This window comes from Streptomyces venezuelae (genome assembly GCF_008642355.1).
In the GTDB taxonomy this organism is placed as follows: domain Bacteria; phylum Actinomycetota; class Actinomycetes; order Streptomycetales; family Streptomycetaceae; genus Streptomyces; species Streptomyces venezuelae_B.
In genome coordinates, this window is sequence record NZ_CP029193.1 from 4111864 (window position 1) to 4131143 (window position 19280).

Consider the following 19280-nt stretch of genomic DNA (forward strand, 5'->3'; position numbering starts at 1 on the left):
GCCACCGTGTGTCGTGCATAGCGCCGGACTGTGGGCACAATTGGCTTTGGCGTCCGACGAACGCAATGGATGGGGAGGCAGGAACGACGGTGGCGGAACGGAGCACGGCTGCCGTCGACGTGGCAGACACCAGCGGCGACGAGCCGCTGACCGCAGAGGCGGAACAGGCCACGGCCGACGGGGTGGCCCAGACCCGGGAGCGGGACACGGCAGCAGAAGAAGAGGCGGCGGAGACCGACAAGTCAAAGAGCCGCGGGGTCTCCTCACCCCCAGAACTGCACAGTGGCCACAAGCTCGCCAGACGCTACCGGCTCGAGGAGTGCGTCACCCGTCTGGACGGTTTCAGCAGCTGGCGTGCCGTCGACGAGAAACTCCGCCGTGCCGTCGGGGTGCATCTCCTGCCCGCCGACCATCCGCGGGCCCGCTCGGTCCTCGCGGCGGCCCGTTCCTCGGCGCTGCTCGGCGACCCGCGCTTCGTGCAGGTCCTGGACGCCGTCGAGGAGAACGACCTCGTCTATGTGGTCCACGAGTGGCTGCCGGATGCCACGGAACTCACCGCGCTGCTCGCCGCGGGACCGCTGGAGGCCCACGACGCCTACCAGCTGGTCAGCCAGGTCTCCCAGGCCATGGCCGCGGCACACCGTGAGGGTCTCGCGCACCTGCGCCTGACCCCGGGCGCCGTGCTCCGCACCTCCACGGGTCAGTACCGCATCCGCGGCCTCGCCGTGAACGCGGCGCTGCGCGGCATCAGCTCCGAGACTCCCCAGCGCACGGACACGGAAGCGATCGGCGCTCTCCTGTACGCCTCGCTCACCCAGCGCTGGCCGTACGAGAACGATGCGTACGGACTCTCCGGGCTTCCCAAGGACGTAGGCCTGATCGCCCCCGATCAGGTGCGTGCGGGCGTCCATCGCGGTCTGTCGGAGCTCGCCATGCGCGCGCTCGTCAACGACGGCGCGACCGCTTCCCGCCAGGACCCTCCGTGCACGACGCCGGAGGAGCTGGTGAAGGCGATCGGCGACATGCCCCGCATCCGCCCGCCTGAGCCGGTGTTCACCGCGCCTCCCGAGTACCAGCGCACCACGTACCAGCAGGGCACGTACGGCCGTCCTGCGGCCCATCCCGGCGTCACCCAGCCCGTACCCACTCCACCGCCCCCGCTGCAGAGCCGCACCGGCAGGGTCCTGAAGTGGGGAGTCTCCGCGCTGCTCATCGCCGCGTTGGGCCTCGGCAGCTGGCAGCTGGCGGACGCCCTGATGGACCGGGAGAACTCCGGGGACCCAGGGACGACGCACACCAACGACGGCGACGACAAGGGGCAGCCGAAGCCGACGAAGCCGATCCATATCGAGAACGGTCAGGAACTCGTCGTCGGGGGCAAGACACAGGACCCGTCGAGCGTCAGCCACACGTACGACAAGGACGCGTCCTCGCTCTGGCGCACCAAGACGTTCAGAGAAGGCCCGAGGCTCGCCCCCTTCAAGGCCGGCGTCGGTATCGTCTACGACCTCGGCTCGGAGCAGGACGTCTCCGAGGCGTCGGTGGCCCTCCGGTACGGCGGTGACCGAACCAAGATCTCGCTGTACGCCACGGACTCGCTGACCCCTTCGGCGGACATCGAGTCCATGAAGGAGATCGGGACCGCCACCACGACGAGTCAGACCTTGAAGCTCAAGGCCAAGAAGCCGGTGAAGTCGCGGTACGTGCTTCTCTGGATGACCGAGGTGCCGAACTCCCCTGTCGACGGGTATTACGGCGCGGGATACAAGCAAGCCATCACGGACGTGAAGCTCAAGGGCTGAGGGCTCGGCCCGCCGCGGCGCACTGGGGGAGGGGGTTCGACGATGGACAGCACCACGCACGGAGATATGAGCGATCAGGACCTCCTCGCCGCTCACGTCGCCGGCGACACGGACGCCTTCGGCGAGCTGGTGCGACGCCATCGCGACCGGCTGTGGGCCGTGGCACTGCGCACACTCGGGGACCGCGAGGAAGCGGCCGACGCGGTCCAGGACGCCCTGGTCTCCGCCTACCGCGCGGCACACACCTTCCGCGGGCAGTCGGCCGTTACCACGTGGCTGCACCGGATCACCGTGAACGCCTGCCTGGACCGGGCACGCAAGGCGGCCTCCCGCAAGACCTCCCCCATCGACGACGCCGAGCGCCTCGAGAGCCTCCTGGAGCCCGAGGAGTCGGCTGCCGCTCCCGTCGAGCGCGGCGACCTCCACCGGGAACTGGTGGAGGCTCTGGGCACCCTGCCGCACGATCAGCGCGCCGCACTCGTCCTCGTCGACATGCAGGGTTACCCGGTGGCCGAGGCCGCCCGCGTCCTGGAGGTGCCCACAGGCACGGTGAAGAGCCGCTGCGCCCGAGGCAGAGCCAGACTCCTGCCGCTGCTCACTCATCTCCGCACGAATCCGCCTCCGGACAACGGGAACAGCGGTGACGGGGAGAGCGGCGAAGGGAGAAGTGGGAAACCCGTCTCAGGAAGGAACCGGACGCAGGGGACATCCGTCCCACCGGCAGCAGGGCCACGGGATACAGGACCAAGCGATTCAGCTGCCGTGAAGGGCGGAGGTGGGCGAGCGTGACAGATACGACCGACTCGGCCGGACACCCGGACGTCGCTGAGATCTCGGATCTGAGCGAGGGCCTGCTCTCCCCGTCGCGCACGAGCGATCTACGTCGGCACCTGGACGGCTGCGAACTCTGCGCCGACGTCCACGCCTCCCTGGAAGAGATCCGAGGCCTGCTCGGCACGCTGCCAGGGCCGCCGCGCATGCCGGACGATGTCGCCGGGCGTATCGACGCGGCGCTGGCAGCCGAAGCACTGCTCGACTCCACCACCTCCGCAGGTCTGCTTGCGGAGGGCCAGGCATCCGAGCCGGTGTCCGTCGCCTCTCCTGCGCCAGCCTCGTCCTCCTCCCCTGGTTCCTCTTCGTCTGCCGGGACACGTGTTTCACGTGAAACAACGTCTAACCCTGCCTCCTCCGGGGGCCCCGATCGTCCCGCGGGCCATGCCCGCGCAGCCACAGGCCCGGGTCGCGGCAGCCGATCGCGCGGCACACGTCGGCGTACGGCAGTGCTCGGCGCTGTCTTCACCGCCGCCGCGATCGGTCTCGGGTCCCTGCTGATCCAGACCATGGGCGGCGACTCCGACGGGACGACAGGAACGGCCTCCGAGCGACAGAACTCGGCGAGCAGCTCGTTTTCCGGGCAGAAGATCGGGGGCCGCGTCGCCGATCTCCTCAAGAAGAACGGCTCCGACAAGACCGGCGGGAAAACGGACACCTCGACGCCGTCCTTCGACACCCGCTCCAGCCCGGAGTCCCCCGAGAAGAACTCTCCGAAGACCGCGGTCCAGGTGCAGGTGCCGGAGTGCATCCAACGCGGTATCGGCGACAGGACTCCGCTCGCCGCCGAAGAGGGTTCGTACGAAGGCAAGCGTGCCTACCTAGTCGTGGTGCCCCATGACACCGACAGCACCAAGGTGTCCGCGTACGTCGTCGACGCGGCCTGTGTGGGCAAGTCCTCGCCTCCCGCCGGCAAGGTCCTGATGACGCACGCTTACCCGCAGAGCTGACTGCAAGGTCTCTTCCGGGTCTCTTTCCCCGCTCTGTTTCCGCTGGCTTCCGTGTGCGTGGACCCGGACGGGAATGCATGCCCCGTAGGATCCGTTGGGTGGGGTGAGAGTCCTGAGACAGGCACCCACCAGCAGTACGCAGCAGTCCCCAGAGACGAGGAATCAAGCCGTGACCGACGTCCGTAACGTGATCATCATCGGCTCCGGGCCCGCCGGCTACACGGCGGCGCTCTACACCGCGCGCGCGTCGCTGAAGCCGCTGGTGTTCGAGGGCGCCGTCACCGCAGGCGGTGCGCTGATGAACACCACCGAGGTGGAGAACTTCCCCGGCTTCCAGGACGGCGTCATGGGCCCCGAGCTCATGGACAACATGCGCGCCCAGGCCGAGCGCTTCGGCGCCGAGCTTGTGCCGGACGACATCGTCGCCGTGGATCTGACCGGTGAGATCAAGACCGTGACGGACACCGTGGGCACCGTGCACCGCGCGAAGACCGTCATCGTCACGACCGGCTCCCAGCACCGCAAGCTCGGCCTGCCCAACGAGGACGCCCTCTCCGGACGCGGTGTCTCCTGGTGCGCCACCTGCGACGGCTTCTTCTTCAAGGACCAGGACATCGCCGTGATCGGCGGTGGCGACACCGCGATGGAGGAGGCCACCTTCCTCTCGCGCTTCGCCAAGTCCGTGACCATCGTGCACCGCCGCGACACCCTGCGCGCCTCCAAGGCCATGCAGGAGCGGGCCTTCGCCGACCCGAAGATCAAGTTCATCTGGGACAGCGAGATCGCCGAGATCAAGGGTGAGCAGAAGCTCTCCGGTCTGACGCTGCGCAACCTGAAGACGGGCGAGACGTCCGAGCTTCCGGTGACGGGCCTGTTCATCGCGATCGGCCACGACCCGCGTACCGAGCTCTTCAAGGGGCAGCTGACGCTCGACGACGAGGGCTACCTGAAGGTCGACGCACCCTCGACCCGGACGAACGTGCCCGGTGTCTTCGGCGCCGGTGACGTCGTCGACCACACGTACCGTCAGGCGATCACGGCGGCCGGCACCGGATGCTCCGCCGCTCTCGACGCCGAGCGCTTCCTCGCTGCCCTCGTGGACAGCGAGACCGCAGCCGTCACCGTCTGACCCCTCTTCCCCACCGCACCACCGAGTAAAAGGAGCCTCCCGTGGCCGACCTGCAGAACGTGACCGACGCCTCCTTCGAGGAGGTCGTCCTCAAGAGCGACAAGCCCGTACTCGTGGACTTCTGGGCTGCCTGGTGCGGCCCGTGCCGGCAGATCGCCCCCTCCCTCGAGGCGATCGCCAAGGAGCACGGGGACAAGATCCAGGTCGTCAAGCTCAACATCGACGAGAACCCCGGCACCGCTGCGAAGTACGGCGTCATGTCGATCCCGACCCTGAACGTCTACCAGGGTGGCGAAGTCGCCAAGACCATCGTCGGCGCCAAGCCGAAGGCCGCCATCGAGAAGGACCTGGCGGACTTCATCGCCGAGTAATCAGTGGCGATGTTTCACGTGAAACACGAATGGACCAGTCCCCGCCGGGGCTGGTCCATTCGCCGTTCAGAGTCCTGCTTCTCGGTCACAGCGGTCTGAGCACCGGTTCCTTCTGTACTGCCCCCAGCAGCCGGTCGAGTGCCAGCTCGACGTCTTCCTTCCAGGAGAGCGTCGTACGGAGTTCGAGCCGCAGTCGTGGATAGGAAGGATGCGGGCGGACCGTCTTGAATCCAACGGACAGGAGATGCTCCGCAGGCAGTACGCATGCGGGCTTCTCCCACCGCGCGTCTCCGAAGGCCTCGATCGCCTTGAAGCCCCTGCGCAACAGATCCTTCGCGACCGTCTGGACGATGACCCGACCCAGTCCCTGCCCCTGGTAGCCCGGCATGATCCAGGCAGTCATCAGCTGGACCGCGTCCGGCGACACGGGACTCGTGGGGAACGCCGTAGAGCGCGGAACGTAGGCCGGAGGGGCGTAGAGCACGAAGCCCACCGGTACATCGTCCACGTAGACGATGCGGCCACAGGACCCCCATTCCAGCAGGACGGCGGAGATCCACGCCTCCTTCTCCAGCTCGGGCGTTCCGGCTTTTACCGCGGCCTGGCCGCTGACCGGGTCCAGCTCCCAGAAGACGCAGCCTCGGCACCGCTCGGGGAGGTCCGGGAGGTTGTCCAGTGTGAGCGGTACGAGCCGGCGCCCCATGTAGGCGGTTCCTCACTTCCGTCGGCCGCCGCGCTGCGAGCGGCTGTCAGCGCATTGCGTTCCCTGAGCAGACTGCCGACGAAGCCGCCGACCGCCCCCAGCCCGAGGCCCGCGGTCATCAGTCCGGTGCGGCTCATCGTTCGCATGGCCCCCGCCTCCCCAATGAGGTGCCGTCAGGTGGATGCGCCATACCCGAACGCATCGTATCCACGATGAGATTGCATCGAAAGCGCAGGAAAGCAAAGAGCGGGCCGTGTTCCGGACAGACCGGACACGACCCGCTCCCGCGGTGCTGACCTGTGCGTATCAGGCCTTGCCGTCCTCGGGACCGTCGTTCTCCGAGGAGTCTTCGGCCAGACCGTTCTTCAGGACGGGTCCCTCTCCCGGAGCCAGTGTGCTGAGGATGCGCTCCAGGTCCTCCAGAGAGGCGAAGTCAACGACGATCTTCCCCTTCTTCTGGCCCAGATCCACCCTGACGCGGGTCTCGAACCGGTCCGACAGTCGCGTGGCCAGCGTGCTGAGAGCCGGGGAGACCCTGGTGCCGGCGCGCGGGCCCTTGGCCTTTGGAGCGCTCTGAGGCCGTGAGCCCATGAGCGTCACGATCTCTTCGACAGCACGTACCGATAGGCCCTCAGCGACGATCCGGTGCGCCAGCCGGTCCTGCTCCTCCGAGTCCTCGACGGAGAGCAGTGCCCTGGCGTGTCCCGCGGAGAGAACTCCGGCGGCGACCCGGCGCTGGACGGCCGGAGACAGCTTCAGCAGCCGCAGCGTGTTGGAGACCTGCGGGCGCGACCGGCCGATACGGTCCGCCAGCTGGTCATGCGTGCAGTTGAAGTCCTTGAGCAACTGGTCGTAGGCCGCAGCCTCTTCCAGCGGGTTCAGCTGAGCACGGTGCAGGTTCTCGAGAAGGGCGTCCAGGAGGAGCTTCTCGTCCTCGGTGGCCCGAACAATGGCCGGGATGCGCTCAAGACCCGCCTCACGGCACGCCCGCCAGCGCCGCTCGCCCATGATGAGCTCATAGCGCGCGGGACCCAGCTGCCGCACCACGACCGGCTGGAGCAGACCGACCTCCTTGATGGAGGTGACCAGCTCGGCGAGGGCGTCCTCGTCGAACACCACGCGAGGCTGCTGCGGGTTCGGCGTGATGACGTCGAGCGGCAGCTCGGCGAAGTGCGCACCGGCCACGGTCTGACTCTCGGACGCCTCTGCGGCTTGCTGTGGTGGCTCCGCCGTTTCATGTGAAACAGGGCTTTGTGAGACAGGGTTCTGTGAGACAGGGCTCTGCGGGAGCGATGTCACCTTCGCGGCAGCCACGCCACGCTCAGCGGTCAGTACCGGGACGGCCGTCGGTGAGGTCGAACCTCCGCCCGCGCTGTGCGGGGGCTGCTTCTCCGTCGGGGCAGCAGGGATCAAGGCACCGAGGCCTCGCCCCAGTCCTCTGCGTCGTTCGCTCACTGCATCCCCTCCGTCATGCTGTGCTGGTCGTTCTGAGCGCCCATGTGGGCGTGCTGGACGTCGTAGTGCACCCCGATCCCTCGCAGCGCGATCTCGCGTGCCGCTTCGAAATAGGAGAGGGCGCCACTCGACCCCGGGTCGTAAGTGAGAACCGTCTGTCCGTAGCTCGGAGCTTCGGAGATACGGACGGATCTCGGAATGCTCGTCCGCAGGACTTCCTTGCCGAAGTGGCTGCGCACCTCGTCCGCGACCTGCGAGGCGAGCCGGGTCCTGCCGTCGTACATGGTGAGAAGGATCGTCGACACGTGCAGGTTCGGGTTGAGGTGCCCCCGCACCAGATCGACGTTGCGCAGGAGCTGCCCAAGTCCTTCCAGCGCGTAGTACTCACACTGAATGGGGATCAGCACCTCCGCGCCGGCCACCAAGGCGTTGACCGTCAGGAGGCCCAGCGACGGCGGGCAGTCGATGAGGATGTAGTCCAGCGGCTGCTCGTACGCCTGGATGGCTCGCTGCAGTCGGCTCTCCCGTGCCACGAGTGACACGAGTTCGATCTCCGCACCGGCGAGATCGATGGTGGCCGGAGCGCAGAAGAGCCCCTCGACGTCGACGACCGGCTGGACCACGTCGGAGAGCGGCTTGCTCTCGACCAGCACGTCGTAGATGGACGGGACTTCGGCGTGGTGGTCAATACCGAGAGCCGTGGAGGCGTTGCCCTGGGGGTCCAGGTCGATCACCAGGACGCGGGCGCCGTGCAGAGCGAGTGAAGCGGCGAGATTGACGGTCGTCGTCGTCTTGCCCACTCCACCCTTCTGGTTGGCGACCACCATGACGCGGGTCTGCTCGGGGCGCGGCAGACCTTCGCCTGCGCGGCCGAGCGCTTCCACCGCCAGTTGGGCAGCACGACCGATGGGTGTGTCGTCCATCGGGGTCGGTGTTTCACGTGAAACATCCTCCCCCGCCGACTCGGTACGGGGACCGGGGACCGGATCGGTCATCGGTCCCGCGATGTTGGCGTCGGACCGCAAGGATTCACTCTCCTCGACATCAGGCTCGCAATGAACAGAGCCTCCCATGCTTTGAGGGTCGTGAACCAGCGAGGCCCGGTCTTCTGTGGACGAATCCACCTCTGTGGACAACTCCGTGCCCTTATCGAGGGAACCGAGTGGTCGACGGTCGCGGGGTTCCGCGGCGCGGCCGCGGCTGATGATGCCATGCAGCAGTGAGCGACGTTTCACGTGAAACACGATGCACGGCAGCCGGGGTGTCGCTGGTGCGACACCCCGGTATGGGTACGTTTGGCAGCTTTTGTGGAGTACGGCTCGTCGTCAGGACGGATCAGCGGCGGCGGCGTGCACGACCGGTACGCGCGGCCTTGGCGCGCTTCGCCGCGAAGCGCACACCACCGGGACTCTCCCCGACCTCGACCCGTACGACCGTGGACAGCGGGTCGACGACGCCCTCACCGACATGCAGCACGGAAGTGTCCACAGCACCGAGCTTGCTCAGAGAGGCGCCGGCCGCCTTCACCTCTTCCTCTGCGGTGTCGCCCTTGAGGAGCAACATCTCCCCGTACGGACGCAGCAGCGGGACTCCCCAGGCTGCCAGGCGGTCCAGTGGCGCGACGGCGCGGGCCGTGACCACATGGACGGGCGGCAGCTTGCCCAGGACCTCCTCGGCACGCCCTCGCACGACCGTCACATGGTCGAGACCGAGCAGTTCCACGACTTCGGTGAGGAAGTTCGTGCGCCGCAGCAACGGCTCCAGGAGCGTGATCTTCAGGTCGGGGCGAACCAGGGCCAGCGGGATACCCGGCAGCCCGGCACCGGAGCCGACATCGCAGACCGTGACGCCCTCGGGCACGACCTCGGACAGCACGGCGCAGTTCAGCAGATGCCGTTCCCACAGTCGCGGCACTTCGCGAGGGCCGATCAAACCTCGCTGGACTCCCGCGTCGGCCAGCAGTTCCGCGTACCGGACCGCGTCCGGGAAGCGCTCGCCGAATACCGTCCGGGCCTCTTCCGGCGCCGGGGGGAGCTCCGCTGCCTCCGTCACGGGGACCGTCCTTCCGTACCGCACTGGGGTGGCTGTCTATCAGGCTGACAAAGATCGGCCCCGCCTGCGAACAGACGGGGCCGGTTAACGCTGTGCCGATCAGGCGGGGAGCACTACGACGAAGCGCTGCGGCTCCTCGCCCTCGGACTCGCTGCGCAGACCGGCGGCCTTGACCGCGTCGTGCACGACCTTGCGCTCGAACGGCGTCATCGGCTTGAGCTTGGCCGGTTCGCCACTGCTCTTCACCTCGGCGGCGGCCTTGGCGCCCAGCTCCGAGAGTTCCTCGCGCTTCTTGGCGCGGTAGCCCGCGATGTCCAGCATCAGGCGGCTGCGGTCACCGGTCTCGCGGTGCACGGCCAGGCGCGTGAGCTCCTGAAGCGCCTCCAGGACCTCACCGTCACGGCCGACCAGCTTCTGAAGGTCGCGGCTGCTGCTGTCGCTGATGATCGAGACAGCGGCCCGGTCGGCCTCGACGTCCATGTCGATGTCGCCGTCGAGGTCGGCGATGTCCAGCAGACCCTCGAGGTAGTCCGCCGCGATCTCCCCCTCCTGCTCAAGGCGGGTCAGGGTGTCGCCGGCCTCAGCTGCGGCGGAGGTGGTGGTGCCTTCCGTCACTGGATGGGCTCCTTCTACTTCTTGGAGGACGGGTGCTTGGGCCGCTGCTGGCCCTTGCGCTGTCCCGACTTTGCTCGGCTGCGCTGACCGGAGCCGGGCGGGGTGCCCTGCTTGTTGCCACCGGCCTGCTTGGTCTGGGGGGAGTCGTCCTTGGGCTCGGCCGCGGTCTTCTCCAGCGAGGGCTTCGCGTCGGACGGCTCGGTCGCCTTGGTGGCGCCCGCTTCACCGGTTCCGGCCGCACCCTGGACGGCGCCGGACTGGCGCTTGGCCTTGCTCTGACGCTTGGGCTGCTGGCGCTTCGGGCCGCCGCTCGCGGGGGTGCCGTCCTCGGTCTCGGTGAGGACGGAGGACTCGCTCTCCACCACGGTGCCGTCGGCCTGGGCCGCGAGGCCCGCCTTGGTCAGACCGTTGATGAACTTGCGCTCGAACTCGTTGCGGTCCCGGCCCTTGGCGACAATCGCCTTGATCACGTTCGTGTTGCCACGCCCGCGCACCTTCTTGTGGTGGGTGACCTGCTTCTGCAGGCGCTCCAGGAACGCGGCCTGGGCCTTGGAGCCCGGGGTGGGGTTCCGGCGGATCACGAACATCTGCTGGCCCATGGTCCACACGTTGGTGGTCAGCCAGTAGACGAGAACACCGACGGGGAAGTTGATGCCGAAGACGGCGAACATGATCGGGAAGACGTACATCAGCATCTTCTGCTGCTGCATGAACGGCGTCTTGACCGTGGTGTCGACGTTCTTCGTCATCAGCTGGCGCTGCGTGAAGAACTGCGACGCCGACATCAGGACGATCATGACCGCGGTGACGACCCGGACGTCCGTCAGCGTGGCGCCGAGGGACGCGACCTTGTCAGCGCTGTCCGTGAACTTCGCGGCCAGCGGGGCACCGACGATGTGTGCCTTCCGCGCGCTCTCGAGGAGCGGGCCGTCGATGACGCCGATCTCCTTGCCCGTCGCGATGCCGTTGAGCACGTGGTACAGGGCGAAGAAGAACGGAGACTGCGCCAGGATGGGAAGGCACGAGGAGAGCGGGTTGGTACCCGACTCCTTGTACAGCTTCATCATCTCTTCGGACTGGCGCTGCTTGTCGCTCTTGTAGCGCTCCTGGATCTTCTTCATCTCGGGCTGCAGCGTCTGCATGGCCCGAGTGGCCTTGATCTGCTTCACGAAGAGCGGGATCAGGCAGATCCGGATCAGGATCACCAGGGACACGATGGACAGGCCCCAGGCCCAGCCCGTGTCGGGACCGAAGATCTTCCCGTACACCGAGTGGAACTGGACGATGACCCACGAAACTGGTGTCGTGATAAAGCTGAAGAGACTGGCAATCGTGTCCACTAATCAGGCTCCTTGAGCATGGGACGGGGTCTCGGTCTCGGCGGCCGTGCCCGGGGGAAGATCTCCGGTCGGCTCGCTTGCGGCGGAGGTCCCGCCCTTGCGTTCGCGCCAGGAAGCGCGCAGCATCTCGTGCCACCGCGGACGCTTGCGCGGCGGAACATGGTCGACACCACCGAGCGACCACGGATTGCACCGCAGGATGCGCCAGGCCGTGAGCGCCGTTCCCTTGATCGCACCGTGCCGGTCGATGGCCAGGTAGCCGTAGCGGGAACACGACGGGTAGTACTTGCACACCGGGCCCAGGAGCGGACTGATCGTCCACTGGTACAGCTTGATCAGAGCCAGCAGCGGGTACTTCATCGCGCGCCCCCTCCCAGCAGCCGCTGCAGGGCGGCATCCAGGTCTCGGGCCAGCTGTGCATGGTCGGCGTCGCCCGCTCCGGGCAGCGCTCGTACTACCACCAGGCTACCGGGGGGCACCAGGGCCAGCCGGTCGCGCATGAGGTGACGGAGTCTGCGCTTCACGGTGTTGCGTATGACGGCTCCACCCACGGCCTTGCTGACGACGAAACCCGCACGTGTCGGGGGAGAGCTCTCCCCTGGCACGTGCGGGTCGGTTGCGCCGCTACGTAGATGGACGACGAGAAGCGGGCGTCCGGCCCGGCGTCCTCGGCGTACCGCGGTCGCGAAGTCTTCGCGCCGCCTCAGCCGATGCTCGGTAGGCAGCACGACGTCATGACCTGACTGAGATCAGGCGGACAGGCTGGCGCGACCCTTGCCACGACGGTTCGCGAGAATCGCGCGGCCGGCACGGGTGCGCATCCGCAGGCGGAAGCCGTGGGTCTTGGCGCGACGACGGTTGTTCGGCTGGAAGGTGCGCTTGCTCACTCGGGGGCTCCAGAAATGATTCGGTGGTGGCGGGACATCGCCTGGCTGTCACCGTGCGCCCACGAGAAGCTCGCGAATACGCACCGAGTGCACCGCTTCACAATCACAGATCGTGATCTTTGCCCATCGGAGGCAGGCGGCAGCAGCCATCGACAACTCGACCTGGTCACGGTACGCGGGGCTACGCCATCCGGTCAAACCGACCGTGATGGAGAGACACTGTGCACAGCCTGTGGACAACAACTTGAACCGTACCCGTCGCCCTGACTACCGTGACGGAACTCCGATTCGTTCCCTTCCTTCTCCCCATCCCTATTTCCGTCCCAGGAACCACACGTTCGTGGGACCCGTGAGAGAGCGTGCCCTGTGGCTGACGTACCTGCCGATCTTGCCGCAGTGTGGCCACGAGTTCTGGAACATCTGCTGGGTGAGGGCCGCGGGCAGGGCGTCGAAGCGAAGGACGAGCGGTGGCTCCGGAGCTGTCAGCCCCTGGCGCTCGTCGCGGACACCGCGCTGCTCGCCGTTCCGAACGAATTCGCCAAGGGCGTACTGGAAGGCCGCCTCGCGCCGGTGGTCAGCGAGACCCTGAGCCGGGAATGCGGGCGCCCGATCCGCATCGCCATCACGGTCGACGACTCCGTGGGCGAGCCGGGCCCCCCGGCCCCGCCCGTCCAGCATCAGTCCGCGCCGCAGCAACCGTCCCACCAGCAACCGTCCCACCAGCAGCCGTCTCATCAGCACCGCTATGAAGAGCCCGAGCTGCCGCCCGGCTCGGGGCAGGGACGCGACACGTACGACGGCTACGGACGGCGCTCCTCGGATGAGCACCAGGGCGGCTCCCGGTCGGACCAGATGCCGACCGCACGGCCCGCCTACCCGGACTATCAGCGCCCGGCCCCCGGCGCCTGGCCGCAGCCCCAGGACGATTACGGCTGGCAGCAGCAGCGGCTCGGCTTCCCCGAGCGCGACCCGTACGCGAACCCGGTGCAGCAGCCTCAGCACGACTACCGCTCGCAGCCGCCCCAGGAGCGCTCGCCGTACGAGCAGCAGCGCTCCGAGCCGCAGGACCGGCGCGAGCGTCATGACATGTCCGAGCAGCACGGCGGCCCCCGTGGCGCTGGGCACGGCGGCCATGGTGTGCACCGGGGCGGGCCCGTCGGCCCCACCTCGTCGAGCGGCGCCCCCGGCCCGCTGGCCGCACAGCCGGCGCCCGCGACGGGGCCGGGCGAGCCCACCGCGCGCCTCAATCCGAAGTACCTCTTCGACACCTTCGTCATCGGTGCGTCGAACCGTTTCGCCCACGCGGCCGCGGTCGCCGTCGCCGAGGCGCCGGCGAAGGCGTACAACCCCCTCTTCATCTACGGGGAGTCGGGGCTCGGCAAGACGCACCTCCTGCATGCGATCGGGCACTACGCCCGCAGCCTCTATCCCGGCACGCGCGTGCGGTACGTGAGCTCGGAGGAATTCACCAACGAGTTCATCAACTCCATCCGCGACGGCAAGGGCGACAGCTTCCGCAAGCGCTACCGCGAGATGGACATCCTGCTCGTCGACGACATCCAGTTCCTCGCGGACAAGGAGTCGACGCAGGAGGAGTTCTTCCACACCTTCAATACGCTCCACAACGCGAACAAGCAGATCGTCCTCTCCAGCGACCGGCCGCCGAAGCAGTTGGTCACGCTGGAGGACCGGCTGCGCAACCGCTTCGAGTGGGGACTGATCACCGATGTCCAGCCGCCGGAGCTGGAGACGCGTATCGCCATCCTTCGTAAGAAGGCGGTGCAGGAGCAGCTGAACGCCCCGCCGGAGGTGCTCGAGTTCATCGCGTCGCGCATCTCGCGGAACATCCGTGAGCTGGAAGGCGCGCTGATCCGGGTGACCGCCTTCGCGTCGCTCAATCGACAGCCCGTGGATCTGGGGCTCACCGAGATCGTCCTCAAGGACCTCATTCCGGGCGGCGAGGACGCCGCTCCGGAGATCACCGCGCCGGCCATCATGGCGGCCACGGCCGACTACTTCGGGCTCACGGTGGACGACCTGTGCGGATCCTCGCGCAGCCGCGTCCTGGTGACGGCCCGGCAGATCGCCATGTACCTGTGCAGGGAGCTCACCGACCTCTCCTTGCCGAAGATCGGTGCGCAGTTCGGCGGCCGTGACCACACGACCGTGATGCACGCCGACCGCAAGATCCGCGCTCTGATGGCCGAGCGGCGCTCCATCTACAACCAGGTAACCGAGCTCACCAACCGCATCAAGAACGGCTGACAGCCTCCGCAGAACGTCGCCGAGGGCGCTCCAGGACTCCTCCTGGGGCGCCTTTTTGGTGCCCTTTCAGCATCGGCTCGTGCGCGTGGCGGTCATCCCACGCGCGCGTGCGAGCCGTCTGTGTTCGATTTCGCCTGCTCAGGCGGGTGTTCTCCACAGATTGGGCAACTTTTTTCCCTCCACACCCTGGGGACCGGGAAGTTGTCCAGACGCTGTCCACAGGGGACCCTGCTGAGAGATCATCAGGCCAGGTCAGGTGTCTGTGGATTCGTGGACGAAGACTGTCCACAGGCTGTGGAGAAAAATCTCGTCCACAGGCTGTGCATGAAGTTGTCCACCGGCGACCCACAGGACGGCGAGCGTTGTCCCCAGCTTTCCCCAGCTTCTCCACACGGCTGTCCACTGTTCGGCAACGCGACGCGCCCTCTCACCGAGTCGAGTGAAAGGCGTCACACCAAGGTGGTCGGTTGGCCTGTGGGGAAGCTGGGTAAAGCTGGGGACAGCGCTGGGGAGAAGTGACCCCTTCCTGTGCACCGGGTGTGCAGAACTTTCGCCCGTCCACAGAAACGCCGGGTTGTCCACGGGTGCCGCCCACAGGGTCGGTGGATAAAAAACCGGGCCTGACCAGCGCTTTCGCTGTTATCCACGGTTTCCACAGCCCCTACTACTACTCCCAACTAGAGAGACCGGGGAAATGGTTTCGAAGCTGGGGCTGTGCACAACTCTCGCTCCGGAGCTCCGACACCTCTCGGCACGACTTGACCCCGACAGGCACCGACTGTCAGTGCGGTGCGTCAGACTGGTCCCCGGTGTCCTTCCCACGGCATGGCTGAGAGACACCGAGTCAGACGACGAGGGCCACAGGCCCAGCGGGCGAGAGCAGCCAGCAACAGCAGGAGGCGGCTTAGGTGAAGATCCGGGTTGAACGCGACGTACTCGCGGAGGCAGTGGCCTGGGCGGCGCGCAGCCTCCCGGCCCGGCCGCCCGCGCCCGTCCTCGCGGGCCTGCTGCTGAAGGCCGAGGAAGGCGCACTGAGCCTGTCGAGCTTCGACTACGAGGTCTCGGCGCGCGTCTCGGTGGACGCGGAGATCGACGAAGAGGGCACGGTCCTCGTCTCGGGCCGCCTGCTCGCGGACATCTGCCGCGCGCTCCCCAACCGCCCGGTGGAGATCTCCACAGACGGTGTACGGGCGACGGTGGTCTGCGGCTCCTCGCGATTCACACTCCACACCCTCCCTGTGGAGGAGTACCCCGCACTGCCGCAGATGCCGACCGCCACGGGCACCGTCCCGGGCGAGGTCTTCGCTTCTGCCGCTTCTCAGGTGGCCATCGCCGCGGGACGCGACGACACGCTGCCCGTGCTGACCGGTGTCCGCATCGAGATCGAGGGCGACACGGTCACCCTGGCCTCCACCGACCGCTACCGCTTCGCGGTCCGCGAGTTCCTGTGGAAGCCGGAGAACCCCGAGGCGTCCGCTGTGGCCCTGGTGCCCGCCAAGACGCTCCTGGACACCGCCAAGGCGCTCACGAGCGGCGACACGGTCACCCTGGCCCTTTCCGGCTCGGGTGCCGGCGAGGGCCTGATCGGCTTCGAGGGTGCGGGACGGCGTACGACCACGCGTCTCCTCGAGGGTGACCTGCCGAAGTACCGCACGCTGTTCCCGACCGAGTTCAACTCGGTGGCCGTGATCGAGACCGCCCCCTTCGTGGAGGCCGTCAAGCGCGTCGCCCTGGTCGCCGAGCGGAACACGCCGGTGCGGCTCAGCTTCGAGCAGGGCGTGCTGATCCTGGAGGCGGGCTCCAGCGACGACGCACAGGCTGTGGAAAGGGTCGACGCCCAGCTGGACGGCGACGACATCTCGATCGCCTTCAACCCGACGTTCCTGCTCGACGGCCTCAGCGCGATCGATTCTCCGGTCGCCCAGCTGTCGTTCACCACGTCGACGAAGCCCGCTCTTCTGAGCGGCAAGCCGGCCGTGGACGCCGAGGCGGACGAGGCGTACAAGTACCTGATCATGCCCGTACGTCTGAGCGGCTGAGCCCACAGGTGTGTGCGTGCGTCCGGGCGTAGGCTCGGACGCAGGTACGAAAGTGCCGTAACGCCACCTCGCTAGTGAAGGAACCTCTGATGGAGCTCGGTCTCGTCGGCCTCGGCAAGATGGGCGGCAACATGCGCGAGCGCATCCGCCGCGCAGGTCACACCGTCATCGGATACGACCGCAACCCGGATCTCGCGGATGTCCCCAGCCTCGAAGCGCTTGTGGGCAAGCTCAAGGGCCCGCGGGTGGTGTGGGTGATGGTCCCGGCAGGGGCCGCGACCCAGGCCACCATCGACGAGCTGGGCGAGCTGCTGGAGCCCGGCGACATCGTCGTGGACGGCGGCAACTCCCGCTGGACGGACGACGAGAAGCACGCCGAGGAGCTGAAGGCCAAGGGCATCGGCTTCGTCGACTGCGGCGTCTCCGGCGGCGTCTGGGGCCTCCAGAACGGCTACGCGCTGATGTACGGCGGCGACAAGGACGACGTCGCGAAGGTGCAGCCCATCTTCGACGCCCTGAAGCCTGAGGGTGACTTCGGTTCCGTCCACGCGGGCAAGGTCGGTGCCGGCCACTTCGCGAAGATGGTCCACAACGGCATCGAGTACGCGATGATGCAGGCCTACGCCGAGGGCTGGGAGCTCCTGGAGAAGGTCGACTCGGTGACGGACGTCCGTGAGGTCTTCCGCTCCTGGCAGGAGGGCACGGTCATCCGGTCCTGGCTGCTCGACCTCGCCGTCAACGCGCTGGACGACGACGAGCACCTGGAGAAGCTGCGCGGCTTCGCGCAGGACTCCGGAGAGGGCCGTTGGACGGTCGAGGCCGCCATCGACAACGCCGTGCCGCTGCCCGCGATCACGGCCTCCCTCTTCGCGCGGTTCGCCTCGCGCCAGGACGACTCCCCGCAGATGAAGATGATCGCCGCGCTGCGCAACCAGTTCGGGGGCCACGCGGTGGAGTCCAAGAGCGAGCACTGATCCACAGCCTGTGCGCAACCTCGACGGTTGTGCACAGGCTTCAGTAAGAGAAGTAGGCCGGGGGAGGTCGGCGCACACCATGCACGTCACGCATCTGTCGCTGGCCGACTTCCGCTCGTACGCCCGGGTCGAGGTCCCTCTCGATCCGGGCGTCACCGCGTTCGTGGGCCCCAACGGCCAGGGCAAGACCAACCTCGTCGAGGCCGTCGGCTATCTCGCCACGCTCGGCAGCCACCGGGTCTCCTCGGACGCCCCGCTGGTGCGGATGGGCGCCGAGCGCGCCGTCATCAGGGCCCAGGTCCGCCAGGGCGAACGGCAGCAGCTGGTCGAGCTCGAACTCAACCCCGGCAAGGCCAACCGCGCCCGCATCAACAGGTCCTCGCAGGTCAGACCCCGTGACGTACTGGGCATCGTGCGGACAGTGCTGTTCGCGCCCGAGGACCTGGCGCTGATCAAGGGCGACCCCGGTGAGCGGCGTCGTTTCCTCGACGAGCTCATCACCGCGCGGTCGCCGCGCATGGCGGGGGTCCGCTCCGACTACGACCGGGTCCTGAAGCAGCGCAACACCCTCCTGAAGTCGGCCGCCCTCGCACGGCGCCACGGCGGCCGCTCCATGGACCTGTCCACCCTCGACGTCTGGGACCAGCACCTCGCCCGCGCGGGAGCCGAGCTGCTCGCCCAGCGGCTCGACCTGATCTCCGCACTGCAGCCGCTCGCCGACAAGGCGTACGAACAGCTGGCACCCGGTGGGGGCCCGGTCTCCCTTGAGTACAGGCCGTCGGCTCCCGGCGACGGCCACACGCGTGAGGCGCTCTACGAGCAGCTGACCGCCGCCCTCGAAGAGGCCCGCAAGCAGGAGATCGAGCGCGGTGTCACCCTGGTCGGCCCGCACCGCGACGACCTGCTGCTCAAGCTGGGCCAGCTCCCCGCGAAGGGGTACGCCAGCCACGGAGAGTCCTGGTCGTACGCGCTGGCGCTGCGGCTCGCCTCGTACGACCTGCTCAGGGCCGAGGGCAACGAGCCGGTGCTCGTACTCGACGACGTCTTCGCGGAGCTGGACGCCCGCCGCAGGGAGCGGCTCGCGGAGCTGGTGGCCCCCGGCGAGCAGGTCCTCGTCACCGCCGCCGTGGACGACGACGTGCCGGGCGTGCTCACCGGTACGCGCTTCAATGTGACGGACGGCACGGTGGACCGCGTATGAGCGCCGAAGAGCCCTTCGAGAGCGCCTCCGGAGCAGGTTCCACGGGCACCCCGGAAACGCCCGCCCCGAAGACCCCCGAGCCCTCCGGCGTCGACCTCGCCCGGGTCGCCCTGCGCGCCGCGAAGGAGCAGGCACGCGCGCGTGGTGATGCCGCGCAGCAGAAGAAGCAGGCCCGGCGCGGCGGACTGCGATCCGGCGCGCGCTCCGACGGGCGCGATCCGCTGCCGCTCGGCTCCGCGATCAACCGTCTGATCACCGAGCGCGGCTGGGAGACGCCCGCCGCCGTGGGCGGTGTGATGGGGCGCTGGCCGCAGATCGTCGGCGGCGACCTGGCGAACCACTGTGTCCCCCAGCGGTACGACGAGGACGAGCGCGTCCTCACCGTGCAGTGCGACTCGACGGCCTGGGCCACCCAGCTGCGCCTCATGGCCCCGCAGCTGGTCGCGCGCCTCAACGAGGACCTCGGCCACGGCACCGTGCGCCTCATCAAGGTCCTCGGCCCCGGGGGCCCCGCGCACCGCTTCGGCCCCTTGCGCGCACCCGGCAGCACGGGCCCCGGAGACACCTACGGCTGAGGCCGTCGGCGACGGTAGCTGGGGGTTGACGTCCCGAAGCGCTGAGTGCCGCTGTGAGCGTTCTGGAGCCCTGGGCCCCATATGGGGAGTC

19 protein-coding genes are annotated in these 19280 nt (G+C 68.1%); 10 read left to right on the forward strand and 9 right to left on the reverse strand.

All coding sequences use genetic code 11. The annotated features are described in order from the left end of the window. Nucleotides 1-89: 89 nt before the first annotated feature. The 5 genes from DEJ47_RS19020 to trxA all read left to right on the forward strand — a co-directional run bounded on the left by DEJ47_RS19020 (nt 90) and on the right by trxA (nt 5083). Nucleotides 90-1802, forward strand: a complete 1713-nt coding sequence (locus DEJ47_RS19020; RefSeq protein WP_150169918.1) for a protein kinase family protein — start codon at nt 90-92, stop codon at nt 1800-1802. Between the two features lie 42 nt (nt 1803-1844). Further along, on the forward strand, nt 1845-2591 hold the full coding sequence (gene sigM, locus DEJ47_RS19025; protein ID WP_150169920.1) for an RNA polymerase sigma factor SigM: 747 nt from the start codon (nt 1845-1847) through the stop codon (nt 2589-2591). A 491-nt stretch (nt 2592-3082) separates the two neighbouring features. After that, the gene (locus tag DEJ47_RS37535) at nt 3083-3583 is read left to right on the forward strand and encodes a hypothetical protein (protein ID WP_317850818.1); all 501 of its coding nucleotides are present in this window, start codon (nt 3083-3085) and stop codon (nt 3581-3583) included. 169 nt (nt 3584-3752) lie between these two features. Then, nucleotides 3753-4712: a thioredoxin-disulfide reductase gene (gene trxB / locus DEJ47_RS19035; protein ID WP_150169924.1), complete on the forward strand. Its 960-nt coding sequence runs from the start codon at nt 3753-3755 to the stop codon at nt 4710-4712. A 41-nt stretch (nt 4713-4753) separates the two neighbouring features. After that, the gene (trxA, locus tag DEJ47_RS19040) at nt 4754-5083 is read left to right on the forward strand and encodes a thioredoxin (protein ID WP_055565802.1); all 330 of its coding nucleotides are present in this window, start codon (nt 4754-4756) and stop codon (nt 5081-5083) included. An 85-nt stretch (nt 5084-5168) separates the two neighbouring features. On the opposite strand, the gene DEJ47_RS19045 is transcribed toward trxA, so the two are convergent. The 9 genes from DEJ47_RS19045 to rpmH form a co-directional block, all read right to left on the reverse strand. Further along, complete coding sequence (locus tag DEJ47_RS19045; RefSeq protein WP_150169926.1) at nt 5169-5786, reverse strand: GNAT family N-acetyltransferase; 618 nt, start codon at nt 5784-5786, stop codon at nt 5169-5171. Nucleotides 5787-6092: 306 nt separating this feature from the next. Next, entirely contained in the window at nt 6093-7241 is a 1149-nt protein-coding gene (locus DEJ47_RS19050) for a ParB/RepB/Spo0J family partition protein (protein WP_150169928.1), read from the reverse strand. Beyond that, nucleotides 7238-8314 (reverse strand): ParA family protein, encoded by a 1077-nt coding sequence (locus DEJ47_RS19055; RefSeq protein ID WP_150169930.1) that lies wholly within the window; start codon nt 8312-8314, stop codon nt 7238-7240. Before DEJ47_RS19055 ends, DEJ47_RS19050 begins: the two co-directional genes overlap by 4 nt. Before the next feature lie 262 nt (nt 8315-8576). Continuing rightward, nucleotides 8577-9293, reverse strand: a complete 717-nt coding sequence (rsmG, locus tag DEJ47_RS19060; RefSeq protein ID WP_150169932.1) for a 16S rRNA (guanine(527)-N(7))-methyltransferase RsmG — start codon at nt 9291-9293, stop codon at nt 8577-8579. 99 nt (nt 9294-9392) lie between these two features. Then, nucleotides 9393-9908 carry a protein jag gene (locus DEJ47_RS19065; protein ID WP_150169934.1) on the reverse strand — a complete coding sequence of 172 codons (516 nt, stop codon included), beginning with the start codon at nt 9906-9908 and terminating at the stop codon, nt 9393-9395. A 14-nt stretch (nt 9909-9922) separates the two neighbouring features. Beyond that, the gene (gene yidC / locus DEJ47_RS19070; RefSeq protein ID WP_150169936.1) at nt 9923-11248 is read right to left on the reverse strand and encodes a membrane protein insertase YidC; all 1326 of its coding nucleotides are present in this window, start codon (nt 11246-11248) and stop codon (nt 9923-9925) included. Nucleotides 11249-11251: 3 nt separating this feature from the next. Then, entirely contained in the window at nt 11252-11608 is a 357-nt protein-coding gene (gene yidD, locus DEJ47_RS19075) for a membrane protein insertion efficiency factor YidD (protein WP_150169938.1), read from the reverse strand. Further along, nucleotides 11605-11976, reverse strand: a complete 372-nt coding sequence (gene rnpA, locus DEJ47_RS19080) for a ribonuclease P protein component (RefSeq protein WP_150169940.1) — start codon at nt 11974-11976, stop codon at nt 11605-11607. Before rnpA ends, yidD begins: the two co-directional genes overlap by 4 nt. A gap of 21 nt (nt 11977-11997) precedes the next feature. Beyond that, complete coding sequence (gene rpmH, locus DEJ47_RS19085) at nt 11998-12135, reverse strand: 50S ribosomal protein L34 (protein ID WP_006381191.1); 138 nt, start codon at nt 12133-12135, stop codon at nt 11998-12000. 366 nt (nt 12136-12501) lie between these two features. On the opposite strand from rpmH, the gene dnaA reads away from it, so the two are divergent. The 5 genes from dnaA to DEJ47_RS19115 all read left to right on the forward strand — a co-directional run bounded on the left by dnaA (nt 12502) and on the right by DEJ47_RS19115 (nt 19189). Beyond that, complete coding sequence (dnaA, locus tag DEJ47_RS19090; protein WP_150169942.1) at nt 12502-14400, forward strand: chromosomal replication initiator protein DnaA; 1899 nt, start codon at nt 12502-12504, stop codon at nt 14398-14400. A gap of 908 nt (nt 14401-15308) precedes the next feature. Further along, nucleotides 15309-16439, forward strand: a complete 1131-nt coding sequence (dnaN, locus tag DEJ47_RS19100) for a DNA polymerase III subunit beta (RefSeq protein WP_150169944.1) — start codon at nt 15309-15311, stop codon at nt 16437-16439. An 89-nt stretch (nt 16440-16528) separates the two neighbouring features. Then, complete coding sequence (gene gnd / locus DEJ47_RS19105) at nt 16529-17413, forward strand: phosphogluconate dehydrogenase (NAD(+)-dependent, decarboxylating) (RefSeq protein WP_150169946.1); 885 nt, start codon at nt 16529-16531, stop codon at nt 17411-17413. A 79-nt stretch (nt 17414-17492) separates the two neighbouring features. Then, nucleotides 17493-18614: a DNA replication/repair protein RecF gene (recF, locus tag DEJ47_RS19110; protein WP_150169948.1), complete on the forward strand. Its 1122-nt coding sequence runs from the start codon at nt 17493-17495 to the stop codon at nt 18612-18614. Continuing rightward, nucleotides 18611-19189 carry a DUF721 domain-containing protein gene (locus DEJ47_RS19115; protein WP_150169950.1) on the forward strand — a complete coding sequence of 193 codons (579 nt, stop codon included), beginning with the start codon at nt 18611-18613 and terminating at the stop codon, nt 19187-19189. The genes recF and DEJ47_RS19115 overlap by 4 nt, the downstream gene beginning before the upstream one ends. Nucleotides 19190-19280 lie beyond the last annotated feature (91 nt).

Bases quoted from the DNA above. Each gene is read 5' to 3' on its own strand.
- DEJ47_RS19055 (WP_150169930.1), bottom strand. From the start codon at position 8,314: ATGGGAGGCTCTGTTCATTGCGAGCCTGATGTCGAGGAGAGTGAATCC.
- yidD (WP_150169938.1), bottom strand. From the start codon at position 11,608: ATGAAGTACCCGCTGCTGGCTCTGATCAAGCTGTACCAGTGGACGATC.
- gnd (WP_150169946.1), top strand. From the start codon at position 16,529: ATGGAGCTCGGTCTCGTCGGCCTCGGCAAGATGGGCGGCAACATGCGC.
- DEJ47_RS19115 (WP_150169950.1), top strand. From the start codon at position 18,611: ATGAGCGCCGAAGAGCCCTTCGAGAGCGCCTCCGGAGCAGGTTCCACG.
- sigM (WP_150169920.1), top strand. From the start codon at position 1,845: ATGGACAGCACCACGCACGGAGATATGAGCGATCAGGACCTCCTCGCC.
- DEJ47_RS19045 (WP_150169926.1), bottom strand. From the start codon at position 5,786: ATGGGGCGCCGGCTCGTACCGCTCACACTGGACAACCTCCCGGACCTC.
- recF (WP_150169948.1), top strand. From the start codon at position 17,493: ATGCACGTCACGCATCTGTCGCTGGCCGACTTCCGCTCGTACGCCCGG.